The sequence below is a fragment of the Bradyrhizobium sp. CCBAU 11361 genome, from assembly GCF_028128935.1.
Classification (GTDB): domain Bacteria; phylum Pseudomonadota; class Alphaproteobacteria; order Rhizobiales; family Xanthobacteraceae; genus Bradyrhizobium; species Bradyrhizobium niftali.
Window position 1 is genome coordinate 207445 of record NZ_LBJZ01000198.1, and the last position, 17825, is coordinate 225269.

A 17825-nucleotide genomic window follows, 5' to 3' on the forward strand; every position below is an offset into this window, starting at 1 on the left:
GGCTCGGAAACATTGTCTCAGAGGATCGAGGACTATGCGCTGATCGGCGATTGCGAGACCGCTGCGCTGGTGGGGCGCAACGGCTCGATCGACTGGTTGTGCTGGCCCGCGTTCGACTCCGATGCCTGCCTTGCCGCGATCCTCGGCACGCGCAAGAACGGCCGCTGGCTGATCACGCCGGGCGAGGACGCGACCCGCACATCGCGCCGCTACCTCGGCAACACTCTCATCCTCGAGACGCGGTTTGAGACCAGGAGCGGCATTGTCGCCTTGATCGACTTCATGCCGCCGCGCGGCAAGGCGTCCGACGTCGTGCGGCTGGTGCGCGGGGTCAGCGGCACGGTGAAGCTGCGGATGGAGCTCGTGATCCGCTTCGGCTTCGGCGTCGATATTCCCTGGGTGCGCCGTTGCAAGGATGGTTCGCTGCTGGCGGTCGCCGGCCAGGACATGACCGTGCTGCGCACGCCGGTCGAGACCCGGGGCGAGGACCTGACGACGGTCGCCGAATTCGAGGTGAAGGCCGGCGAGACCGTGCCGTTCGTGCTGACCTACGGCCCCTCGCACCTCGACCCGCCCGCGCCGATCGACCCGGAGATCGCGCTCCAGGAGACCGAAAAATTCTGGCAGGACTGGTGCAGCCGCTGCACGCGGGACGGCGAGTATCACGATCTCATCATGCGCTCGCTGATCACGCTGAAGGCGCTGACCTTCGACCCGACCGGCGGCATCGTCGCGGCGCCCACGACCTCGCTCCCCGAGAAGCTCGGCGGCAGCAGGAACTGGGACTACCGCTTCTGCTGGCTGCGCGATGCCACTTTCACGCTGCTGGCGCTGATGAACTCGGGCTACACCGAGGAAGCCCTGGCCTGGCACAATTGGCTCTTGCGCGCCGCCGCCGGCTCGCCGGCGAACATGCAGATCATGTACGGCATCTGGGGCCAGCGCCGGCTCCTGGAATGGGAGGCGGGCTGGCTCGACGGCTATGAGGGCGCCAAGCCGGTGCGCGCCGGCAATGCCGCGCATGCAGAGCTCCAGCTCGACGTCTACGGCGAGCTGATCGACGCCTTCCACCAGTCGCGCATGGCGAAGCTGAAGCTCGATGACGAGAGTTGGGCGCTGGAATGCGCCGTGCTCAACCATCTCGCCGAGGTCTGGGACCGTCCCGACAACGGCATCTGGGAACGGCGCGGCGAGCCGAGGCACTACGTCTTCTCCAAGGTGATGACCTGGGTCGCCTTCGACCGCGGCATCAAGAGCGCCGAGACCTTTGGTTTCAGGGCGCCGCTGCTGCATTGGCGCGCGCTGCGCGACGCCATTCATCGCGACGTCTGCAACAAGGGCTTCGGCGCGGAGGAAAATGCCTTCGTCGAATCCTACGGCTCAAAGCTTCTCGACGCCAGCGTGCTGCTGCTGCCGGCGGTCGGCTTCCTGCCGGCGGAAGACCCGCGCATCCGCGGCACCATCGCGGCCGTCGAAAAGCACATGATGCGCGACGGCTTCGTGCTGCGGCACGATCCGCGCGAAATGTCCGAGGAAAAGCAGCCGATCGAGGGCGCGTTCCTCGCCTGCAGCCTGTGGCTGGCCGATGCACATGTGCTGTCGGGCAATCTCGACAAGGCGCAGGCACTGTTCGACCGCGTGGCCGCCCTTGCCAACGACGTCGGCCTATTGGCCGAGGAATACGACTCCGTGGCGGGCCGCCAGACCGGCAATTTCCCGCAGGCGCTGACCCACATCGCGCTGGTCAACACCGCGCACAACCTGTCGGCGGCAAGGCAGGAGAGCGAGAAGCCGGCGGTACAGCGGTCGAAGTAGTGACGGCTGCCTAGGTGCTAGACTCCGAGCCATTCCAGGCCGCCGGGGAGTTCTCCGACGGCAAAGTCCGCTTGCAGGACACGGCGATGCATCGGAGCGGTCGCGGCATCCGACGCATGGAGAATCGGCGTCGAATAGAGCCAGACGTCGCCGGCCTTCGCCAGGCATGCGGCAGTGCCGCAACGCTGGACGACGTCTCGCACGTCCTCCTCGGGAATCCGCCCAAGCTTATGCGACCCGGGCGCAATCAACAGCGGCGCGTTACTTGCCGGGACCGGATCGATGTGAACCCGCAGGGTCACCATGCGCGAAAGCAAAGCAAAGGGCGGCTCGACATGCTGCATGCCGCCCTTGACGCTCCAGGTCTCGAAGCCTTCAACGGCGACACTTCCCTTCACGGCAATCGTGCGATCCTGATGCCAACCCAGAGACCAGTTCGTCGCGGCCGTCTTGTCGAACAAAATGGCTCTGACTGGATGACAGGCTTCTCCGAGCACTGATGCGGCACAGCTTCCGATAGGTCCACTCGCGGCAAGGAAGGGCGCGAGCCCCTCGACGCCTCTCAGTCTCAGTCCGGCGTGATCGGGCGGCAGATGGGACAGGATTGCCTTGAGCTCATGCAACTTGTCAGAAGTCAGCGCTTGCCGGAACAGCTGCGCGCCATCATGCTCCAGAGTTAGCTGTTCAAGTCCCAAGGTTGCGCACCGATAGTCGATTGCTCAGCCCATCCCGTTCAGCTTCAAAATCATCTCCATCGCCTCGGCAAAACCGTCCTGCTCGTTGGTGGCGGTGACGTGGGTGGCCTGGTCCTTGACGTCGTCGGTGGCATTGCCCATGGCGATCGAGACGCCGCTGACGCGGAACATCGCAAGGTCGTTCTGCATGTCGCCGATGGTGGCGACGGCGTCGGTCGAGATCCCCAGCCGCTTGGCCATCGCCTCGACGAAGGTGCCCTTGTTGAAGCCTGGCGGAGTGATGTCGAGATAATAGGTCTGCGAGCGCACCGCGGTCGCCTCGCTGCCGAGCGCCTCCTGCATCGCCTTCTCGCAAGCGGCGAGCCCGGCGGCGTCGGCGCTGGCGCCGACGATCTTGCAGGCGCTCGCAAAGTACGGCGAGAAATCCGTCACGATGGTCGGATCGGAGCGGATCGTGTGCTGCTCATGGGCGACGTATTTGCCGCTGGGGTTGTCGATCAGCCATTTGTCGGTGGTGAACAGCCAGATGTCGGCGCGGAACTCCCGGAGGATCTGCAAGGACCGTTCGGCGGCCGCTGCGGGGATGAGGTGCTGCTCGACCGGCTTCATCTCGGGATCGACGATCGAGGAGCCGTTGAACGGGCCGACCGGCAGCCACAGCGCCAGCGGCTCGATCAGGAAGCGCATGCCGATGGCGGGACGGCTGGAGGTGATGGTGAAGCCGATGCCGGCCTGGTGCAGCCGCTGCACCGCGGACCTCGCAGGTTCCGTCAGCGTCTTGTCCTTGGTCAGCAGCGTGCCGTCGACGTCGGACACCACGAGAGAGATTTGCGTCATGGCAGGACCTTGGGTATTGCGCCGCCCAGTTTCAATTGCCGCACGACGCCGTCCACGATCGCCTCGACGGTTTCGTCGATCGAGACGGTGATGACGTGCTCGCTCGCCTCCGGGGCTTCCAGCGTGTTGAATTGGCTCGTCAGCAGCCCTGGCGGCATGAAGTGGCCCTTGCGGTGCGCGAGGCGTTCGGCGATCAGCTCCTTCGTGCCCTTCAGGAAGACGAAGCGGACGTCGTCGCGCCCCCGCAGCAGCACGTCACGATAGGTGTGCTTCAGCGCCGAGCAGGCGATGATGACGTGCTTGCCGCTCCTGCAGACCCGTTCGATCTCGTCGGCGATGGCATTGAGCCAGGGCCAGCGGTCCTCGTCGGTGAGCGGATGGCCGGCCGTCATCTTCTCGACATTGCTGGCGGGATGAAAGCTATCGCCGTCCTCGAAGCGCCAGCCGAGCCGCTCGCCGAGCGCCTCCGCGACCGTGCTCTTGCCCGAGCCCGACACGCCCATCACGATCAACGCACAAGGTGCTTCAACGCGGCCCACGAATTTCCTCCGGAAGCGCGGCCTGGTCGACCAGCCAGACGGTCTCACCATTCGAGCGCGCGCGTACAGCCGGCAGAGTCTCGCCATTGAGGAGGCGCGTCAAGATCGGCTGCTTGTCATGTCCCGCAATCTCGAACAGCATTTCGCGGCAGGATGCAAGGACGGGCAGGGTGAGGGAGACCCGCGGCACGAAGGGGGCCACATTGGCCTTTGGCACCCCGACGACCCAGCGCTGCATTTCCTCGATCTCGGGATAGCCGGGAAACAGCGAAGCGGTGTGGCCGTCCGGGCCGGCGCCCATCAGAATCAGGTCGAACAGCGGCCGGGCCGGATCGAGGCTTCCCGAACCGTAGAAGGCCTGCAGCTCGCGCGCATAGGTCTCGGCGCTTTGGTCCGGGCTTTCGGCCGCGGTCGGGATCGGGTGGATATGGCCGGAGGGCGCGTTGCGATCGAGAAAGGTCGCGCGCGCGACCGCCATGTTGTTGAGGGGATCGCTCTCAGGCACGAAGCGCTCGTCGCCGATGAACCAGTGCACGCGATCCCACGGGATTTTTCCACGCCAGGCATCGCCGCCGAGCAGCTGATAGAGCTTCTTCGGGCTGGAGCCGCCGGTGAGGCAGATCGCGATTCGCCCCGCGTTGGCCGCAATCCGCGCCATCACCCGTTCGGCCGCGGCTTGCGCAAGGGCCTCGGCGTCGGCCGCGACGATCAGCTCCGGCTTGTCGGCGGCCGCCATCACGAAAACTTCCGCCAGCTTCGTCCGTCGCGCCTGAGCAGTTCGTCGGCGCAGGCCGGGCCGTCGCTGCCGGCTTCATAGGTCTCGATGCCGTTGGTGCCCTCGCTCTTCCAGGCGTCCAGGAACGGCTGCACCGCCTGCCATCCGGCCTCGATGCCGTCGGCGCGCTGGAACAGGATGTTGTCGCCGATCATGCAGTCGTAGATCAGCGTCTCGTAGCCGGTCGAGGGATCGACGCGGAAATAGTCGCCATAGCGGAACTTCATCTCGACGCCGTCGATGGTGATGCTCGGGCCCGGAATCTTGGCGTTGAACTGAAGCTCGATGGTCTCGGTCGGCGCGATGCCGATGGTAAGGAAATTCTGCGACAGGCGGTCGACGTCCGTGCCCGAAAACATCGACAGCGGCGCCTGCTTGAACTTGATCGCGACTTCGGTGCGCTTGTGGCCCAGTGCCTTGCCGGTGCGCAAGTAAAACGGCACGCCGGCCCAGCGCCAATTGTCGATCATCAGCTTGAGTGCGACAAAGGTCTCGGTGGTGCTGCCGGGCTTGACGTCCTCGGTCTTGCGATAGTCCGTGATCGCGTCGTCGCCGATGCGGCCGGCGAGATATTGCGCGCGCACCGAATTTTTCAGCGCCTCTTCACGGCTTGGCTGCTGGATCGAGGTGAGCACGTCAGCCTTCTCGGAGCGTACGGAATGCGCGTCGAAGCGGGCGGGGGGCTCCATCGCGACCAGCGACATCAGCTGGAACAGGTGGTTCGGCACCATGTCGCGCAGCGCGCCGGTGGCATCGTAGAAGCCGCCGCGATGGCCGACGCCGAGCTTCTCCTCCACCGTGATCTGGATGTGGTCGATATGGTTGCGATTCCAGATCGGCTCGAACATGCCGTTGGCGAAGCGCAGCACCAGGATGTTCTGCACCGTCTCCTTGCCGAGATAGTGATCGATCCGGTAGATCTGGTGCTCGTCCATGATCTTCAGGAGCTCGGCGTTCAGCGCGCGCGCCGAGACGAGATCGGTGCCGAACGGCTTTTCGATCACGAGGCGTCGCCAGGCGCCGTTCTCCTTCATCATGCCGGTGCGGCCGAGCTCGCGCGCGGTCGGTGCGAACGCGGCGGGCGGCGTTGCCAGATAGAACAGCCGGTTGCCGCCGGTGTCCTGCGCGCATTCCAGCGAATCCAGATGCTCGCGCAAGCGGTCGAAGGACGGCGGGTCCTTGGGGTCGGCTTCGACGAAGGTCAGGCATTGCAGCAGCTTCTGGGCGATATCGTCGTCCACGGGCCGGGTCGCGAACTGGCGCAGGCCCTTCAACAGGCTGTCGCGCAGCTGGTCATCCGATTGGCCCTTGCGGGCCACGCCGACGACACAGAATTTTTCCGGTAACAGGTGCTCGGCCGCCAGATTGTAGAGCGAGGGCATCACAAGGCGATGCGTGAGGTCTCCGGTCACGCCAAAGATGACGAAGGCGCAATTTTCCGGCTTGCGCTTTGCTTGCGGGTCTTTTGTCACGAATGATCGGCCTTCGCTTGGTTAGGCTTGTTTCGGCGTCTTATTTGGGCTTCGAAGCGCCCGGCTGCTTCGGCTCCTTGTGGCCGCCGAAACCCGCGCGCATCGCGGAGAGAATTTTTTCGGCAAAGGTGTGTTCCTTGCGGGAACGGAAGCGTGTGTAGAGCGCCGCGGTCAGGACCTCGGCCGGCACCGCCTCGTCGATCGCCGCATTCACGGTCCAGCGGCCCTCGCCGGAATCCTCGACGAAGCCGGAATATTCGGCCAACGCTGGGCTGTCGGCGAGTGCCGTCGAGGTGAGGTCGAGCAGCCAGGACGGGATCACGCTGCCGCGCCGCCAGACTTCTGCGATGTCGGCGAGATCGAAATCGTAGCGATGATCCGCCGGCAAGGCCTCGATGTTGGCGTTCTTGAGGATGTCGAACCCTTCGGCATAGGCCTGCATCAGGCCGTATTCGATGCCGTTGTGGATCATCTTGACGAAGTGGCCGGCGCCGACGGGACCGGCGTGGATGTAGCCCTGCTCGATGCGGGGATCGCGCCCCTCCCGTCCGTCCGTGCGCGGAATGTCGCCGGCGCCGGGCGCGAGCGCGGCGAAGATCGGATCGAGCCGGTCGACCACCTGCTTCTCGCCGCCGATCATCATGCAATAGCCGCGGTCGAGACCCCAGACGCCGCCGGAGGTGCCGACGTCGACATAGTGGATGCCGCGTGCCTTCAGCGCCTTGCCGCGGCGGACGTCGTCCTGCCAGAAGGTGTTGCCGCCGTCGATGATGACGTCGCCTTCCTGCATCACGCCCGCGATCGTGTCGATCGTCGTCTCGGTGATGCGCCCCGCCGGCAGCATCACCCAGGCCGTGCGCGGCCGCTCGAGCTTCGCGATGAACTCCTCCAGCGTTGCCGAGCCCACCGCGCCGTCTGCGGCAAGGCCGGCGACGGCCTTGGCGTCCTTGTCATAGACCACGGTCGAATGGCCGTGGCGCATCAGCCGGCGAACGATGTTGCCGCCCATCCGGCCGAGGCCGATCATGCCGAGTTGCATCTGAGAGATTCCCTTAATTCAGCGCGTCGTTAAGCGCCGCATTGAGCGCCGCGAGACCTTTCTTGAGCCCGCCCTTCAGGTGGACGCGCAATGCGCGCCGCCCCCGCTCGGTCAGCACGTCGAAATCGCCGCGCGCCTGCGCCGCCTTGATCACGCCGAAGCTGGCCTTCTGGCCCGGCACGGCCAGGTCCTTGGCATCATCTGCGGTGATCTGGAGGAACACGCCGCTGTCCGGCCCGCCCTTGTAGGCTTGGCCGGTCGAGTGCAGGAAGCGCGGCCCGAACTCGGCGCAGGTCGCGACATGGCGTTTCTCGCGCACTTCGAGCCGCATCGCCTGCAGCGCGTCGATGGTGGCCTTGTCGCGCGCGATGTAGCCGAGCAGGGCGACATAATCGCCATGGCCGGAGCGGGAGAGATGCGCCTTCAGCCATGAGGTGAGGTCGCCGTTGGCGCCGGCGGCGCGCAGCGCCGTGGCGTTGGCCTCGTCGGTGTAGAGATCGGCCTCGTCCGTGCTGACCACCGGCTGCTCCGCCGGCAGCGCGCCGGTCTTCTCGAACGACGCGGTGAGCTCGCGGGTCTTGATCTTGGCTGCTTCCACGTCCGGCTGGTCGAACGGGTTGATGCCGAGGATGCTGCCCGCCACCGCCGTTGCCATCTCGAAGCGGAAGAACTCCTGGCCGAGATGGTCGATCGACTTCATGACGATGCGTACCACGGGATGGCCGGCCGCTTCGATCGCGGCAAGCTTCTCGTCATGGGCGGCGTCCGCTTCGCCCTCGGTGCGGATGTCGATGAAGAAGCGGTCGTTGCCGTAAGCCGCGGGTTCGCCCAGCGGCTCGCCGTCGATCGGGATCAGGCCCTTGCCTTCCTTGCCGGTCGATTCCGCGATCAGCTGCTCGGCCCAGGCGCCGAAATCGGCGATCTTCTTCGACGACAGGATCGTCACCTTGTCGCGGCCTTCGAGGCCGGCGAGGCCCATGGCGAGGCCGAGCTGCACGCCGGGGTTCTCACTTGGCGGCACGTCCGGCCCGCAGGAGCGGGCCATGGCGAGCGCATGCTTGACGAAGGTCTTGACGTCGATGCCTGCGGTTGCCGCCGGCACCAGGCCGAATGGCGAGAGCACCGAATAGCGGCCGCCGATCGAGGGCTCGCCATGGAAGACGCGGGCGTAGTTCAGCTTCTTGGCCGACTTCTCCAGCGACGAGCCGGGATCGGTCACCGCGATGAAGCGGTGGCCGGTCGTCACCTTGGGGCCGACCGCCTGCGCGACGCGTTCGTGGAAATAGTCCTTCATCGCATTCGGCTCGGTGGTGCCGCCGGACTTGCTTGATACGATGAACACCGTGTTGGCGATGTCGATCTTCGCTTCCATCGCCCGCACCTGCGCCGGATCGGTGGAATCGAGCACATGCAGCTTCGGGAAGCCTGATTTTCGCGCAAAGGTCTCGGCCAGCACCTCGGGCCCGAGGCTCGATCCGCCCATGCCGAGCACGACGGCATCGGAGAATTTCTGGCCCTTCACGCGGCTGGCATAGTCCTCGTAGTCGGCGACGTCAGCCTTGGCGGCGCTGTCGAGCCAGCCGAGCCATTTGTCCTCGTCGGCACCGGTCCAGACCGACTTGTCGCGCTGCCACAGCCTGCGGATCTTGGCTGACGCGCGCCATTCCTCGGTGCTCTTCGCCACCGCCTTGCCGAGCCCGTCGCCGAGCGAGAGCTGCTGGTGGTCGATCGCAGGCCCGAGCACGGTGGCGCGCTTGTGGGCGACGGCGCCGTAGAGCTTGTCGGCGGCGTCGGCGAACAGCTTGACGCCGTCCTTGACCAGCTCTTCGGTGATCGCGTCGAGCGAGACGCCGGAGCGCTCCAGCTCTTCCAGCACGCGCCTTGCGTCGTCGACATTCTCTTCCAGGCTGTCGCGCGGCTTGCCGTGGTCGCGGAACGCATCCAGCGTCGCCGGCGGCACGGTGTTGATGGTGTCGGGGCCGATCAGCTCCTCGACATAGAGGACGTCGCTGTAGTCCTTGTTCTTGGTGCCGGTCGAGGCCCACAGCATGCGCTGCGGCTTGGCGCCCCTGGCGGCGAGCTTGTCCCAGCGGGGGCCGGAGAACAGGCGCTTGTAATCCTGGTAGGCGACCTTGGCGTTGGCGATGGCGACCTTGCCCTTCAGCGCGGCGAGCCGTTCCTTCTCGCTGGGGTCGTTGGCGCGCGCGATCTTCTCGTCGAGCTGCTTGTCGACCACCGAATCGATGCGGCTGACGAAGAAGCTCGCCACGCTCGCGACATGCGAGGGATCGCCGCCGCCTGCGACGTACTTCTCGAGGCCGGCGAGATAGGCCTCCGCGACCTGGAGGTAGACCGCCTTCGAGAACAGCAGCGTGATGTTGATGCTGATGCCCTCGCCGATGAGCGTCTCGATCGCCGGCAGGCCTTCCGGCGTCGCCGGCACCTTCACCATCAGGTTCTTGCGGTTGACGTCCTTCCAGAGCCGCCGCGCCTCGGCGACCGTGCCGGCGGTGTCCATCGCGAGATAAGGCGAGACCTCCAGGCTGACATAGCCGTCGCCTCCCTTGAGGCGGTCATAGACCGGGCGGAGCACGTCGGCGGCGTTCTGGATGTCCTCGACCGCGACGGCTTCGAACAGGTCGGCCACGCTCCGGTCGCCGCGCTTCAGCGCCTTGCCGATCGGAGCGTCGTACTCGTCCGAACTGCCGATCGCCTTCTCGAAAATCGACGGATTGGAGGTGACGCCCTTGACGCCGTCGGTGTCGATCAGCCGCTTGAGGTCGCCCTTGGCGATGAAGCCACGGGCCAGGAAGTCCAGCCAGACGGCTTGTCCGTGCTTTTCCAGTTCTTTGACGGGATTCATGATGCTTATTTATCTCCAAGCCTGCGGGCGAGGGGTTTCCGCGCCGGTCCTGACGCGCTATCCTCTAGCGTACATGCTCCCGGGAGGGAACCAATCAAGGGTATGGGCGTCATACCCTCCAGTGTAACTCCGTCGCGATCATGGCGATCCAGGCGGTTGTGGCTGTGTTGCGTAAAAAGGCGTTGGCCGAGGAGGTTCGGCCGAGGTCTCGTTGCGTAACGTCTGCCGGCCGCTGCACAGAGTGCCATCGGCGGATTCAGATCCGCCTGGTGCTTCGTCGCCCGGTCGCGAATGGCCATGCTGGGGGAAAGCATGCACGCACATCCTGACGGTCCACCGCTCGCCGTCACCGATGGTTCGCAATCGGTTGCGCCGGCCGTAAGCATCGACGCGGCCCACGATCTCGAAATCAACCCATGCGCGACGTCTCTGCGGCTGCTGGTCGCGGCGGGCTCTGCGATGACCCTGCTCAGCGCCAGCCTTGCCTTCGGCTGGTGGGGGGATGGCCTCGGCGACTATGACACGACGGTCGGCTATGCCGGCGTCGCGGTGTTTGGCCTGGTCACCAGCCGGCTGATCTGGATGCTCCCCGCCGAACGCCGGCCGGTGGTGATCGTCACCCCCTACGGCATCCGTGACCTCCGCATCGGCAATGAGTTTCTGCTGTGGGAGGCGATTGCGGAGGTTTCGACCGAGGAGCGGCGCGGCCGCAGGATGATCGTGCTGACGCTGACGCCGGGCTTGCAGCGGCAGCTCTCCTGTATCCACGCCAGCGTGCGGTCGGCGTCGCGCGGTGTGCAGGACGATCGCATCATCATTCGGTCCGACGGACTGGCGATCGATTTTGACACATTGCTGCGCGCCTGCCGTGACTGTCATGCTGCCAGCTACTCACGCACCGCATTGCGGCGGGACCGCGATCAAGGTGCGCCAGACTCAGGTCCGCTCTCGCAAGGCTTGGCCGTACAAGCGTCATAAAGCTGCCGCCGGCTGACGGCTATGCTGCACCGCCGGATAGGCCGATCCCCGGTAATGCCCGGATGTTGCGGCCGAGTGACATTTGCTGGAAATGAGCGAAGATATACATAGATTCGCATAAAGAACAGGCAGGTGCCTGTTCGTAACTCACCCGGTTGCCTACGTTGTGCGTTGCGTGAAGTCGGCCCCCGGGTGTCCAATGATCGTCATGTGCTCACGCTGATTCGAGACGGCCTGAGGAACGGTCCGGTAACTGCTTTCGTTTCAGCTTGTAGCGGAACTCACGCGGAGAGGGATCATGTACAACGATTCTCTATTCAACGCTTTCGCTCGGTCGTTCGAGGCGAGAAGCCAGCACGACATGTCGATGGCGGAATACCTGGAATCGTGTCGAAGCGATCCCATGAAATACGCGAATGCGGCCGAACGACTACTAGCGGCGATCGGCGAACCCCAGACGATTGACACGGCCAAGGATTCCCGCCTTGGCCGTATTTTTTTGAACCGCACGATCCGCACCTATCCGGCCTTCGCCGGCTTCTACGGCATGGAAGAAACCATTGAGCGCATCGTCGGTTTCTTCCGTCACGCCGCGCAAGGCCTCGAAGAGCGCAAGCAGATCCTCTATCTGCTTGGCCCGGTCGGTGGCGGCAAATCATCGCTCGCCGAGCGGCTGAAGTCGCTGATGGAAGTGCAGCCGATCTACGTGCTCAAGGCCGGCGACGAATTGAGTCCGGTGTTCGAAAGCCCGCTCAGCCTGTTCGATCCCGATCAGCTCGGGCCGATGCTGGAGGAGAAATACGGCATTCCGCGCCGGCGTCTCACCGGGTTGATGAGCCCGTGGTGCTACAAGCGGCTCGAAGCCTTCGGCGGCGACATTTCCCAGTTCCGGGTCGCAAAAATCCAGCCGTCGCGGCTGCGCCAGATCGCGATTGCCAAGACCGAGCCCGGTGACGAGAACAACCAGGACATCTCCTCGCTGGTCGGCAAGGTCGATATCCGCAAGCTCGAGACCTACGCGCAGAACGACCCCGACGCCTACAGCTATTCGGGCGGTCTCAACCGCGCCAACCAGGGCATCCTCGAGTTCGTCGAGATGTTCAAGGCGCCGATCAAGATGCTGCACCCGCTGCTGACGGCGACGCAGGAAGGAAACTACATCGGCACCGAGAATATCGGCGCCATTCCCTTCACCGGCATCATCCTCGCGCACTCGAACGAGGCCGAGTGGTCGAGCTTCAAGGCCAACAAGAACAACGAGGCCTTCATCGACCGCATCTGCGTGATCAAGGTGCCCTATGTCCTGCGGGTCACGGAAGAGCAGAAGATCTACGAGAAGCTGATCCAGGGCTCCGAGCTGGCCTCGGCGCCGTGTGCGCCGTCGACGCTGGAGACGATGGCGCGGTTCTCGGTGATGTCGCGCCTGCGCAAGCACGAGAATTCCACCGTGTTTGGCAAGATGCGGGTCTACGACGGCGAGAGCCTGAAGGAATCCGATCCGAAGGCGCGCAGCGTCCAGGAATATCGCGATGCCGCCGGCGTCGACGAGGGCATGGACGGCGTCTCCACGCGCTTTGCCTTCAAGATCCTGGCCGCAACGTTCAACCACGATCCGCAGGAAGTCGCTGCCGACGCCGTGCATCTGATGTACGCGCTGGAGCAGTCGATCAAGCGCGAGCAGCTGCCGGAGGAGGTCGAGAAGCGGTACCTCGAGTTCATCAAGGCGGACCTTGCGCCGCGCTATGCCGAGTTCATCGGAAACGAGATCCAGAAGGCCTATCTCGAATCCTACTCGGATTACGGCCAGAACCTGTTCGATCGCTACGTCGACTATGCCGATGCCTGGATCGAGGACCAGGACTTCAAGGATCCCGATACGGGACAGCTCCTGGATCGCGAATTGTTGAACCAGGAGCTGACCAAGATCGAGAAGCCGGCGGGCATCGCCAATCCCAAGGACTTCCGCAACGAGGTGGTCAAATTCTCGTTACGGTCGCGGGCCCAGAATGGCGGCAAGAATCCGACCTGGACCTCCTACGAGAAGATTCGCGATGTGATCGAAAAGCGGATATTCTCTCAGGTCGAGGACCTGCTTCCGGTCATCTCCTTCGGGTCGAAGAAGGACGGCGAGACGGAGAAGAAGCACGGCGAGTTCGTCGCACGCATGGTGGAGCGCGGCTACACCGAGCGTCAGGTTCGCCGGCTCGTCGAATGGTACATGCGTGTGAAGCAGGCCGGTTGAGGCGGATGGAAAAGTGCCCATTCACATTATTGACAGGCGCCTGAATCCAGGCGGCAAGAGTCTTGAGAACCGCCAGCGGTTCTTGCGTCGGGCCAAATCCCTGGTGCAGGGCGCCGTCAAGAAGACCTCGCAGGAACGCGACATCAAGGACGTCCTGGAGGGTGGTGAGGTCACGATTCCGCTCGACGGGATGCATGAGCCGCGTTTCCGCCGCGAAGGCGGAACGCGCGACATGGTGTTGCCCGGGAACAAGAAGTTCGTCGAAGGCGACTATCTCCAGCGTTCCGGCCAGGGCAGCGCCAAGGATTCCGGTCCCGGCGAAGGCGACAGCGAGGACGCCTTCCGCTTCGTGCTGAGCCGCGACGAATTCGTCGATCTCTTCCTCGACGACCTCGAGCTGCCGGATCTTGCCAAGCGCAAGATCGCGCAGACCGAGAGCGAGGGCATCCAGCGCGCCGGCTACACCACGTCGGGCTCGCCCGCCAACATCTCGGTGAGCCGGACGGTGAAGCTCGCGCTCGCCCGCCGCATTGCGCTCAAGCGTCCCCGCAAGGAGGAGATCGAAGAGCTCGAAGCCGCAATCGCCGCGTGCACCGACGAGGACGAGCGCGTGGTGCTTCTCGCCGAGCTGGAAAAGCTGAAGGCGAGGTCGAAGCGGATTCCGTTCATCGACCCGCTCGATATCCGCTACCGCCGCTTCGAGACGGTGCCGAAGCCGGTCGCGCAGGCGGTGATGTTCTGCCTGATGGACGTCTCCGGCTCGATGTCCGAGCACATGAAGGATCTCGCCAAGCGCTTCTACATGCTGCTCTACGTGTTCCTGAAGCGTCGCTACAAGCATGTCGAGATCGTCTTCATCCGCCACACCGACCGCGCCGAGGAGGTGGACGAGCAGACCTTCTTCTACGGCCCGGCCTCCGGCGGCACGCTGGTCTCCAGCGCGCTCCAGGCGATGCACGAGATCGTGCGCGAGCGCTTCAATCCGTCGGACTGGAATATCTACGCGGCGCAAGCCTCCGACGGCGACAATTCCTATTCCGACGGCGAGCTCACTGGGCTCCTGCTGACCGACAAGATCCTGCCGGTCTGCCAGTTCTTTGCCTATCTCGAGGTCGGCGAGTCCGGCGGCAGCGCCTTCGATCTCTCCGACTCCTCGCTCTGGACCCTCTACGAGCGCCTGCGTAACAGCGGCGCACCGCTCTCGATGCGCAAGGTCAGCGAGCGCAGCGAGATCTTCCCGGTGTTCCACGACCTGTTCCAGCGCCGCGAAACCTCTCAGGAGAAAGCCGCTCCATGACGGAAAGATTGTTCGAGGGCGCGGATTGGGACTTCCACACCTTGCAGCGCATCACCGATGCCTGTGAGGAGGTGGCGAAGAACGATCTCGGGCTCGACGTCTATCCGAACCAGATCGAGGTCATCACCGCCGAGCAGATGCTGGATGCCTACTCGTCGGTCGGCATGCCCCTGTTCTACAAGCACTGGTCCTTCGGCAAGCACTTCGCCTATCACGAGGCCTCCTACCGCAAGGGCCTGATGGGCCTCGCCTATGAGATCGTGATCAACTCCTCGCCCTGCATCTCCTACCTGATGGAGGAGAACACGGCGACGATGCAGACGCTGGTGATCGCGCACGCCGCCTTCGGCCACAATCACTTCTTCAAGAACAACTATCTGTTCAAGCAGTGGACCGACGCCGACGGCATCCTGGACTATCTCGATTTCGCCAAGAACTACGTCATGCAATGCGAGGAGCGCTTCGGCCGCGCCGAGGTCGAGCGTACGCTCGATGCCGCGCACGCGCTGATGTCGCACGGCATCGACCGCTATCCCGGCAAGAAGAAGCTCGACCTGCGCGCCGAGGAGAAGCGGGCGGGGCGACGCCGCCAGCACGAGGAGGAGGTCTTCAACGACCTCTGGCGCACCGTGCCGGCAGGAAAGAGCAAGAGCCGCTCCGCGCTCAGCGTCGAGCGGCGCCGCAAGCTGCTCGGCCTGCCGCAGGAAAACCTGCTCTACTTCCTGGAGAAGAGCGCGCCGCGGCTGGCGCCCTGGCAGCGTGAATTGCTGCGCATCGTCCGCCACATCGCGCAATATTTCTATCCGCAGAGCCAGACCAAGGTGATGAACGAGGGGACGGCGACCTACGTCCACTATCGCATCATGACCAAGCTGCACCAGCAGGGCCGCATCACCGACGGCAACTTCCTCGAATTCCTGGGATCGCACACCAACGTGGTGTTCCAGCCCGAGTTCGACGATCCGCGCTTCTCCGGCTTCAATCCCTATGCGCTCGGCTTCGCCATGATGCAGGACATCGAGCGCATCGTCACCAGTCCGTCGGACGAGGACCGCGAATGGTTCCCTGACATCGCCGGCAAGAACGACGTGATGGGCGTGCTGCGCGACGTCTGGGCCAATTACCGCGACGAGAGCTTCGTCGGCCAGTTCCTGAGCCCGAAGCTGATGCGGCAGCTGCGCATGTTCCACCTGCACGACGATCCCGAGGAGCGTGCCGGCATCCGCGTCGATGCCATCCACGACGAGCGCGGCTTCCGCCGCGTCCGGCGCGAGCTGGCGCGGCAGCACGATGTCGGCTACATCGACGCCAATATCGAGGTGGTCGACGTCGATCTCTCCGGCGACCGCCGGCTGATCCTGCATCACCACGTCATCAAGGGCGCACAGCTCAACGAGACCGACGCCAAGCGCGTGCTCCAGCATCTGGCGGACCTCTGGACCTACGACGTCTCGCTGATCGAGGTCGATGCCAACGACAAGGTCCTGCGCGAATATGTCGTGAGCCCGCGCCCGATCCCGGCGGCGGCCTGAGGCCGCCGGCTAAGTGTAGCAATGCGGCGAGATGCGCGTTGGTGTGCCCTCGCCCCTTGTGGGAGAGGGCAGCGACGCCGGCAGACACAAGCTCACTGGGGTGAGGGGTATCTCTCCGCACTTTCCCGTGTCGATAGATACCCCTCATCCGGCGCTACGCGCCACCTTCTCCCACAAGGGGAGAAGGAAGAGGTCCGTGCCTGCACAACTGCTGTTCTATGCAGAACGCTTGGCCGGCTTCTTCTTGGTCTTCGACATATTCAGCTCCACCGCCGCGCGGATCAGCGCCTTCAGCGCTTTCTCGTTGATCTTCTCGCCCTCGCGGATATCGATCGCGCGCCGCACATTGCCGTCGAGGCTGGAATTGAACAGGCCGGCCGGGTCGTCGAGCGCCGCCCCCCTGGCAAAGGTCAGCTTCACGACGGCCTTGTAGGTCTCGCCGGTGCAGATGATGCCGTCGTGCTCCCACACCGGAACGCCGCGCCACTTCCATTCCTCGACCACGTCGGGGTCGGCGTCCTTGATCAGGGCGCGAATCCGCCCGAGCATCTCGCCGCGCCAGTCGCCGAGCTCCTTGATCCTGCCGTCGATCAACTTGGACGCCGACGCTCCGTCCGCGTCGCTCGCGCCGGTCTTCTTCACCGCGACCGCCTTCTTCATGACCTCGCCTCGCGCTGCATGCCGCCGCGCCGGTCAAGATAGGGCAGCGCAAACAAATACAGCCCGGTCGCAAGCAGCGGGATCAGCGGGACGAGCGCCAGGAAGCCGATCCACACGGCCTGGACCTGCATGGTCATCGCGACGATGTTCGCGATGACGGCGAGCGTGAAGGCGATGGACAGCCAGCGATGGATTTGTCGTATCCACATGTTCAACGAGACCTCCTCTGAAATGATCGGAATGGATGCGCGCCGCCGGCTCAATCCGGTCGCGCCAGCAGCTCGTCCAGCTTGGTGAGAAACTGCTTCCAGCCGGCATGCGCGCCGCCATAGGCCTGTTTCTGCGTCGGGCTGAAGCCCGCCTGCTCGACGCGCAGATGCGTGCCTGCACTTGTCGGTGTCAGCGTGAAGGTGACGACGCTTTTCAGGTCGAACGCCGCGTCCTCATGCGCGAAATTCCAGGTGTAGGCGAGCGTCTTCTGCGGCTCGATGGTGAGCACCTCGCAGTCCAGCACGCCGCCCCATTCGCCGCGAAGGTTGAAGCGATGGCCGACTGACGGCTTGAAGTCGTTCTTCATCAGCCATTCCTCGATCAGATGCGGCTGTGTCAGCGCGCGCCAGATCCGCTCGGCCGGAAAGGCAAATTCGCGCTCGATGACGACGGAGCGGGTCTCGCTTGAGGATTCGGTCATTGGTCCATCCTCTTCAGGAGATCGTCGAGCGCGTCGAGCCGGTTCTGCCAGAAGCCGGCCATCTGGCTGGTCCAGTCGACAAGCGGATTGAGCGCACCGGGCTGCGCGCTGTAATGGGTCTGGCGTCCTTCATGCCGGTCGCGGACGAGGCCGGCCTGCTTCAGCGCGCCGAGATGTTTCGAGACCGCCGGCTGGGAAACGCCGGACCGTGCCGTCAGTGCCCCAACCGTCTGCTCGCCCTCGCGGCACAACCGTTCGAAGATCGCCCGCCGGGTCGGATCGGCGAGCGTCCTGAACAGGAGATCGTGGGCGGCGGACATGCGATTTCCATAACCATTCAGTTATGGATAACCAATAACCGCAGGGTTATGGATAAGTCAAGCGGCTTGG

Annotated in this window: 16 protein-coding genes; 5 read left to right on the forward strand and 11 right to left on the reverse strand. The window is 64.4% G+C overall.

Translation table 11 applies throughout. The annotated features are described in order from the left end of the window. Positions 1 to 12: 12 nt before the first annotated feature. Complete coding sequence (locus tag XI08_RS40795) at positions 13 to 1815, forward strand: glycoside hydrolase family 15 protein (RefSeq protein WP_271578772.1); 1803 nt, start codon at positions 13 to 15, stop codon at positions 1813 to 1815. Positions 1816 to 1832: 17 nt separating this feature from the next. Here XI08_RS40795 and XI08_RS40800 read toward each other — a convergent pair whose 3' ends face one another. From XI08_RS40800 to XI08_RS40830, 7 genes are read right to left on the reverse strand one after another with little or no spacing between them, the layout of a single operon-like run. Beyond that, the gene (locus XI08_RS40800; protein WP_271578773.1) at positions 1833 to 2510 is read right to left on the reverse strand and encodes a phytanoyl-CoA dioxygenase family protein; all 678 of its coding nucleotides are present in this window, start codon (positions 2508 to 2510) and stop codon (positions 1833 to 1835) included. A 24-nt stretch (positions 2511 to 2534) separates the two neighbouring features. Next, positions 2535 to 3347, reverse strand: coding sequence for an HAD family hydrolase (locus tag XI08_RS40805; protein ID WP_271578774.1), 813 nt, complete (start codon positions 3345 to 3347; stop codon positions 2535 to 2537). Further along, positions 3344 to 3886 carry a gluconokinase gene (locus XI08_RS40810; RefSeq protein WP_271578775.1) on the reverse strand — a complete coding sequence of 181 codons (543 nt, stop codon included), beginning with the start codon at positions 3884 to 3886 and terminating at the stop codon, positions 3344 to 3346. Before XI08_RS40810 ends, XI08_RS40805 begins: the two co-directional genes overlap by 4 nt. After that, the gene (gene pgl / locus XI08_RS40815; RefSeq protein WP_271578875.1) at positions 3873 to 4622 is read right to left on the reverse strand and encodes a 6-phosphogluconolactonase; all 750 of its coding nucleotides are present in this window, start codon (positions 4620 to 4622) and stop codon (positions 3873 to 3875) included. Before pgl ends, XI08_RS40810 begins: the two co-directional genes overlap by 14 nt. Continuing rightward, the gene (gene zwf / locus XI08_RS40820) at positions 4622 to 6133 is read right to left on the reverse strand and encodes a glucose-6-phosphate dehydrogenase (protein WP_271578776.1); all 1512 of its coding nucleotides are present in this window, start codon (positions 6131 to 6133) and stop codon (positions 4622 to 4624) included. Before zwf ends, pgl begins: the two co-directional genes overlap by 1 nt. A 40-nt stretch (positions 6134 to 6173) precedes the next feature. Beyond that, the gene (gnd, locus tag XI08_RS40825) at positions 6174 to 7172 is read right to left on the reverse strand and encodes a phosphogluconate dehydrogenase (NAD(+)-dependent, decarboxylating) (RefSeq protein WP_271578777.1); all 999 of its coding nucleotides are present in this window, start codon (positions 7170 to 7172) and stop codon (positions 6174 to 6176) included. A gap of 13 nt (positions 7173 to 7185) precedes the next feature. Further along, positions 7186 to 10035, reverse strand: a complete 2850-nt coding sequence (locus tag XI08_RS40830; protein WP_271578778.1) for a bifunctional transaldolase/phosoglucose isomerase — start codon at positions 10033 to 10035, stop codon at positions 7186 to 7188. 291 nt (positions 10036 to 10326) lie between these two features. Here XI08_RS40830 and XI08_RS40835 point away from each other — a divergent pair, with 291 nt between their 5' ends. From XI08_RS40835 to XI08_RS40850, 4 genes are all read left to right on the forward strand, one after another. After that, positions 10327 to 11013 (forward strand): STM3941 family protein, encoded by a 687-nt coding sequence (locus XI08_RS40835; RefSeq protein WP_271578779.1) that lies wholly within the window; start codon positions 10327 to 10329, stop codon positions 11011 to 11013. A 298-nt stretch (positions 11014 to 11311) separates the two neighbouring features. Next, positions 11312 to 13255 (forward strand): PrkA family serine protein kinase, encoded by a 1944-nt coding sequence (locus tag XI08_RS40840; RefSeq protein WP_027546894.1) that lies wholly within the window; start codon positions 11312 to 11314, stop codon positions 13253 to 13255. Positions 13256 to 13274: 19 nt separating this feature from the next. Beyond that, entirely contained in the window at positions 13275 to 14552 is a 1278-nt protein-coding gene (locus XI08_RS40845) for a YeaH/YhbH family protein (RefSeq protein ID WP_027546893.1), read from the forward strand. Further along, complete coding sequence (locus XI08_RS40850; protein WP_027546892.1) at positions 14549 to 16084, forward strand: SpoVR family protein; 1536 nt, start codon at positions 14549 to 14551, stop codon at positions 16082 to 16084. The genes XI08_RS40845 and XI08_RS40850 overlap by 4 nt, the downstream gene beginning before the upstream one ends. A 216-nt stretch (positions 16085 to 16300) precedes the next feature. On the opposite strand, the gene XI08_RS40855 is transcribed toward XI08_RS40850, so the two are convergent. The 4 genes from XI08_RS40855 to XI08_RS40870 are packed head-to-tail and all read right to left on the reverse strand — an operon-like array spanning position 16301 to position 17755. Next, positions 16301 to 16744, reverse strand: a complete 444-nt coding sequence (locus XI08_RS40855; protein ID WP_271578780.1) for a DUF1801 domain-containing protein — start codon at positions 16742 to 16744, stop codon at positions 16301 to 16303. Then, positions 16741 to 16953 carry a hypothetical protein gene (locus tag XI08_RS40860; RefSeq protein ID WP_049823728.1) on the reverse strand — a complete coding sequence of 71 codons (213 nt, stop codon included), beginning with the start codon at positions 16951 to 16953 and terminating at the stop codon, positions 16741 to 16743. Before XI08_RS40860 ends, XI08_RS40855 begins: the two co-directional genes overlap by 4 nt. 50 nt (positions 16954 to 17003) lie before the next feature. Beyond that, a complete protein-coding gene (locus XI08_RS40865; protein ID WP_271578781.1) occupies positions 17004 to 17435 on the reverse strand; it encodes an SRPBCC family protein in 432 nt (143 codons plus the stop codon). Next, on the reverse strand, positions 17432 to 17755 hold the full coding sequence (locus XI08_RS40870; RefSeq protein WP_027546888.1) for an ArsR/SmtB family transcription factor: 324 nt from the start codon (positions 17753 to 17755) through the stop codon (positions 17432 to 17434). Before XI08_RS40870 ends, XI08_RS40865 begins: the two co-directional genes overlap by 4 nt. Positions 17756 to 17825 lie beyond the last annotated feature (70 nt).

Coding starts and splice junctions, on each gene's coding strand:
- XI08_RS40855 (WP_271578780.1), bottom strand. CDS start 16,744: ATGAAGAAGGCGGTCGCGGTGAAGAAGACCGGCGCGAGCGACGCGGAC.
- XI08_RS40830 (WP_271578778.1), bottom strand. CDS start 10,035: ATGAATCCCGTCAAAGAACTGGAAAAGCACGGACAAGCCGTCTGGCTG.
- XI08_RS40840 (WP_027546894.1), top strand. CDS start 11,312: ATGTACAACGATTCTCTATTCAACGCTTTCGCTCGGTCGTTCGAGGCG.
- XI08_RS40850 (WP_027546892.1), top strand. CDS start 14,549: ATGACGGAAAGATTGTTCGAGGGCGCGGATTGGGACTTCCACACCTTG.
- gnd (WP_271578777.1), bottom strand. CDS start 7,172: ATGCAACTCGGCATGATCGGCCTCGGCCGGATGGGCGGCAACATCGTT.
- pgl (WP_271578875.1), bottom strand. CDS start 4,622: ATGGCGGCCGCCGACAAGCCGGAGCTGATCGTCGCGGCCGACGCCGAG.
- XI08_RS40835 (WP_271578779.1), top strand. CDS start 10,327: ATGGCCATGCTGGGGGAAAGCATGCACGCACATCCTGACGGTCCACCG.
- XI08_RS40805 (WP_271578774.1), bottom strand. CDS start 3,347: ATGACGCAAATCTCTCTCGTGGTGTCCGACGTCGACGGCACGCTGCTG.
- XI08_RS40860 (WP_049823728.1), bottom strand. CDS start 16,953: ATGTGGATACGACAAATCCATCGCTGGCTGTCCATCGCCTTCACGCTC.
- XI08_RS40870 (WP_027546888.1), bottom strand. CDS start 17,755: ATGTCCGCCGCCCACGATCTCCTGTTCAGGACGCTCGCCGATCCGACC.
- XI08_RS40865 (WP_271578781.1), bottom strand. CDS start 17,435: ATGACCGAATCCTCAAGCGAGACCCGCTCCGTCGTCATCGAGCGCGAA.